Source organism: Candidatus Phytoplasma bonamiae, from assembly GCF_030586845.1.
GTDB classification, from domain to species: Bacteria; Bacillota_I; Bacilli_A; order Acholeplasmatales; family Acholeplasmataceae; genus Phytoplasma; species Phytoplasma bonamiae.
Genome location: NZ_JAOSIQ010000030.1, coordinates 1 through 4,900, shown reverse-complemented (window position 1 = coordinate 4,900; position 4,900 = coordinate 1). Strand labels below are relative to the sequence as shown.

Annotated in this window: 4 protein-coding genes and 9 tRNA genes; 1 reads left to right on the top strand and 12 read right to left on the bottom strand. The window is 25.8% G+C overall.

Annotated elements, in window-relative coordinates; all coding sequences use genetic code 11:
* Positions 1–421 precede the first annotated feature (421 nt).
* A complete protein-coding gene (locus OC701_RS02310) occupies positions 422–901 on the top strand; it encodes an Hsp20/alpha crystallin family protein (protein WP_304514476.1) in 480 nt (159 codons plus the stop codon).
* 93 nt (positions 902–994) lie between these two features.
* Here the strand turns inward: OC701_RS02310 and smpB are convergent, their stop codons facing one another.
* From smpB to OC701_RS02250, 12 genes are all read right to left on the bottom strand, one after another.
* Positions 995–1,444, bottom strand: coding sequence for an SsrA-binding protein SmpB (gene smpB / locus OC701_RS02305; protein WP_304514475.1), 450 nt, complete (start codon positions 1,442–1,444; stop codon positions 995–997).
* A gap of 368 nt (positions 1,445–1,812) precedes the next feature.
* Complete coding sequence (locus OC701_RS02300; protein WP_304514474.1) at positions 1,813–2,337, bottom strand: inorganic diphosphatase; 525 nt, start codon at positions 2,335–2,337, stop codon at positions 1,813–1,815.
* Between the two features lie 71 nt (positions 2,338–2,408).
* Complete coding sequence (locus OC701_RS02295; protein ID WP_304514473.1) at positions 2,409–3,590, bottom strand: hypothetical protein; 1,182 nt, start codon at positions 3,588–3,590, stop codon at positions 2,409–2,411.
* Positions 3,591–3,750: 160 nt separating this feature from the next.
* Positions 3,751–3,826 (bottom strand) — tRNA-Phe (locus tag OC701_RS02290).
* 5 nt (positions 3,827–3,831) lie between these two features.
* Positions 3,832–3,907: transfer RNA gene (locus OC701_RS02285), tRNA-Asp, on the bottom strand.
* 11 nt (positions 3,908–3,918) lie between these two features.
* Positions 3,919–3,995: transfer RNA gene (locus OC701_RS02280), tRNA-Met, on the bottom strand.
* A gap of 18 nt (positions 3,996–4,013) precedes the next feature.
* Positions 4,014–4,104 (bottom strand) — tRNA-Ser (locus tag OC701_RS02275).
* Between the two features lie 11 nt (positions 4,105–4,115).
* Positions 4,116–4,192 (bottom strand) — tRNA-Ile (locus OC701_RS02270).
* A 29-nt stretch (positions 4,193–4,221) separates the two neighbouring features.
* Positions 4,222–4,298: transfer RNA gene (locus OC701_RS02265), tRNA-Met, on the bottom strand.
* Positions 4,299–4,339: 41 nt separating this feature from the next.
* Positions 4,340–4,415: transfer RNA gene (locus tag OC701_RS02260), tRNA-Ala, on the bottom strand.
* 14 nt (positions 4,416–4,429) lie between these two features.
* A tRNA-Leu gene (locus OC701_RS02255) sits at positions 4,430–4,515 on the bottom strand.
* Between the two features lie 72 nt (positions 4,516–4,587).
* A tRNA-Lys gene (locus tag OC701_RS02250) sits at positions 4,588–4,663 on the bottom strand.
* Positions 4,664–4,900 lie beyond the last annotated feature (237 nt).

Genomic DNA, 4,900 nt, shown 5'->3' with positions numbered 1-4,900 from the left:
ATCCATAATAAGTATATAATAATCGTTAGACAAAAAATCCGTCCTTTTAAATAACTACTTCTTATGAACCTGATTTTAAAAGAACTGCTGTAAATTCCTGATTATTTTCCTGAAGAAAAATCCTTATTTTGTCTTTTTCAATGTTTATCATCACTGATAATTAGCGAAATAAATCGATATTTAGGTTTTTTGGTGACCACAAAAATAATAATATGCTATCGAAAATATAAATTTAAATTTAACAAAAACATATTTAAACGTATACATACCCTATTATAACACCATTAAATATTATTGAATTAAAGAAAAAAATTTGTTAGAATAAAACTGGAAAATTTATTAAAAATAAATTAAATTGTATAAACTTACATTAAAAATAATTTTATAAATTTAATAATGAGGAGGATTTATAAAAGATAGTATGTCATTAATCAAAGATTTATTATCTATTCCAACAATTTTAGATTTAGATAAAAGATTACCTAAAGCTGATTTATGGGATTGCCAAGATTATTATTTACTTATTATGGATTTGCCAGGTTTTACTAAAGAACAAGTAAAAATTTCTGTTAACGAAGGACGTTTAACTATTGAAGCAGATAATCGTTGCCCACAAACAGACAATAATAATAAACAATCTGTAAATAAAAAAGATTTAAATGATAACAAAGAAAATAATTCATCTAATGGTTCTTGTTGTTCAATGGATAATTGTTCTGATTGTGAAATATTATATCAAGAAAGATTTTATGGCAAAATAGAAAGAACCTTTAACTATAACTTTATACATTTAACTAGTGTAAAAGATATTGAAGGTAAATTAGAAAACGGATTATTAAAACTTAAAATTAGTAAAAAAACACAAATCCAACCTAATAAAGAATTTGTACAATTAAAATAATTTATATAAAAAAATAAAATAAAAAATTCAAAAAAATTAATTTTGAATTTTTTATTTTTTTATATAAAATTTTTTTATTTTTTAACAGTTAATTCAAATAAATTCTTTTAAAATTTTTTTTGTATACATCAATTCATCTTTATGCTTTAAATCTTGACGTTTATCATATTTTTTTTTACCACGAGCTAAAGCGATTTCTAATTTAAACAAATTATGTTGATTAAATATTTTGATAGGAATTAAAACAAAATTATGAGTTTTTAGTTTATTTTTAATTTGTAAAATTTCTTTTTTTTTAAGTAAAAGTTTTTTTTTTCTATTATCAATATGATCGAAATTATTGCTACAAGAATATTTAGTAATTTTCATATTAATAACGAATAATTCGTTATTATCTAAACAAACATAAGAATTATCTAAATGAACCTGACCTAAACGAATAGATTTCACTTCATTACCTAAAAGTTGAATACCAGCTAAATATTTTTTATCCAAAAAATAATCATAATTAGCTTTTTTATTGAAAATAATTTTTTGCTTCATAAAATACCTAAAAATATTATCATTTATTTAAATTTTACCAAAACCCCTAACTTAAAATTAAGAACATAATAATATAAAACTAAACCAATTTTATATAGATTTTGTATATTATTTATTATATGCTAATTTTAATCTTTAAAATCAAATATTCATTATAATGATAATGTCTTTTGCTAGAAAAATATTCGGAAAAATTTATTAATTAATATTAATTTTTTTAAAAATATATATTTTTTTAACTTAATAATATTATTGATATTTATTCTTCCAGAATAATCCGATAAAAAAGGTTTATATATTATTTATATAAAATATTTAGATATTATTTTTTTCAAAAATAAATTTATAAATCTTAATAAAAAATTAAATTATCTATGCTTATATTTTAACAAAGCTGTTTCAACAACAGATACTGCTTCTTGAAAATCTTCTATTTTTTGAATTTTGATCTTTTTATGTTCTAAATCCTTATAATGTAACAAAAAATGTTCTATTTCTAATAACAAAAATTTAGGTATATCTGACAATTTAACATATCCTTGGAACATCAAATCTTTTACAGGAACAGCAATAATTTTATCATCTTGTTGATTATCATCTAACATACGAATAACTCCAATAGGACGACACTCAACTAATACCATTGGATCTAAAATTTCTTGAGTTAAAACGAAAACATCTAAAGGATCATTATCATCACATAAAGTTAAAGGAATAAATCCATAATTAGCTGGATAATAAAAAGATGTGTTTAAACAGCGATCTAAAATTAAATAACCAGTTTCTTTGTCTAATTCATATTTTTTTTTACTACCACGAACAATTTCTATAAAAACCAAAAAATTATGGCCTGATAATCTATTAGAACTAATTAAATTAAATTTATTATTCATTAAATACCTACCATTTTTTTAATTTTATCGAAACCATAATTAATTATAATTTTTTTTTATTTATTATTTATTTAATTTAAAGTTAAACGTGAATTAAAAAAAGCTTTTTTATGTATCGATAAAGTTTTCTTATATAAAACATTAATATTCAAATGATGAAAAAAAGAATTGTAAAAAATTTGTTGTTTTTTATCTGTTCTTAAAATTAATAAATGATCAATAAGTTTCATTTGTTCGAGATTATTTTCATCTTGAAAAATTTCATAAAAATTTAAATAAAAATCACTTAATTCTTCATTATTTTCTAATTTTAATAAAAAACCTAAAGTCTTATGTTCTGGCTTATTTATAATATCCAAATTCATTTCATATAAAGGTTTTATACGTTGAGTATTAATTGAATAATTCACTTCAAAAAGACTTGGAATAAATATACGACTAAAACTCAATAATACATTAAATAATAAATTACGATCTAATTCATCAATATCATTTAATTCATGAACTTTTTCTAATAAATTATTAATAGATATTTTCATCGATTCTTCATCAGAATCAGAAATTTCCATCAAATGTTTAATATAAATAACCAAATGTTTTCGAAAATTATCTGCATCAAAATTTTCATCTCTGAGATTAAGAATTTCATGAAGTAATTCTAAAACTGAATAACCTTTTACTTGGCAATTACAAAAAGAAATGTTAACAGAAATTGCTTTATCTAAATCTTGAGGAGATAAATAAAAATAACCTAAATTAGGATTTTTTTTTAATAAACGATAAAAATCTAAAGCTACCAAAGAAACTTTTTCATATTTATCATCAATAAATTCTTCTTTAAGGCCTGATAAATTTAAACACTTAAATAAACAATTTATCTTAGATAAATTAGCATCAAAAGTACCAAATAAAAGTTGTTTAAAATTAAACCATTCAAAAAAAGAAGCGCACGGCACAGTTCTAACATTTTTTAAAGCATAAAACAATCTCATTCGTTTAGAAAAAAAAGAACCTAAGTCATGTTTGCAACTGAGTAAAAAAAATCGATTAGGTAACAATTGATCACGAGATAATAGAGAAACTTCTGTTTCTTCTGTTTCGAATGTATCATTATCAGCTAATTTAGAGACTTCAACTTCATCTACATTCTTATCAGATTCAAAAGTTTTTAAATTAGGAAAATTTTTAATTTCTGATTTATCTAAAAATGTTTTCAATTCAATAGTTTCCAAAGTTTCTGACGGTTTTTCCATCGCCTCAACAATTAAAAATTTAATATCAACAATCAATAATAGTATCAAAAATAAACATAATACGATTTTACAAAATAAAGATTTATTATTTAAAAAAAATATTTTTGACTTCAAATTTAATTTTATACTCTCTTCTAATCAAAAATAAAAAATATTTTTATGGCGGCTCCGGGCAGAATCGAACTGCCGACACGAGGCTCTTCAGGCCACTGCTCTACCGACTGAGCTACAGAGCCAAAACTGGCGGTCCGAACGGGAATTGAACCCGCGATCTCCTGCGTGACAGGCAAGCATGTTAACCACTACACCATCGGACCATATCATTTTTTGGTTGCGGGAGTAGGATTCGAACCTACGACCTTCGGATTATGAGCCCGACGAGCTACCAAACTGCTCTATCCCGCGATCTTTAAAATAAATAATTGGCGGAGGAAGAGGGATTTGAACCCCCGCGTCTTTGTAGACCTTCCAGTTTTCAAGACTGGCCCCTTCAACCGGACTTGGGTATTCCTCCAAAATATATTTTGGTGGACCCGGTAGGATTCGAACCTACGACCAACCGGTTATGAGCCGGTGGCTCTGACCAGCTGAGCTACAGGTCCAGACTTATATCATTAAATATTACATTTAATGGTAGCGGTAAAGGGATTTGAACCCCTGACCTCACGGGTATGAACCGAGCGCTCTAGCCAACTGAGCTATACCGCCTTTAAAATATTATTCATATCCAATATATTTTCAAACACTTCTGGTGGAGCTTAGCGGATTCGAACCGCTGACCTCCTGTGTGCAAAACAGGCGCTCTACCAACTGAGCTAAAACCCCTTTTTTTAGTTTTATGGTACCCAAAGCCGGACTTGAACCGGCACGACATAAAGTCATGGGATTTTAAGTCCCACGTGTCTACCTATTCCACCATTCGGGCCCTTAAAAAAATGTAAAATGTATTTTATAAACTCTAATTTAGAATAATTACACATAAATTAAATCTATAAAGTGGTGTCCCGTAAAGGATTCGAACCTTTGACACCTTGATTAAAAGTCAAGTGCTCTACCAACTGAGCTAACGGGACGTTGTTTTGGTTTGGTGCCAAAAGCAGGAATCGAACCCGCAACCTACTGAATCGAGATAGAATTAACACGTTTAGTTATCTTTTAGAGATTTTTATTATGTTAAGCCTCTCACACCACCGGACAAGCTAGTTTCCCAGCATCCGGCGATTATTTAAGTGATAATTTGATTTAGTCTAAAAATTTATAATTTATTGAGTTTTTCTCCATCTAGATAGATCAAAACTCTTTATTCATTT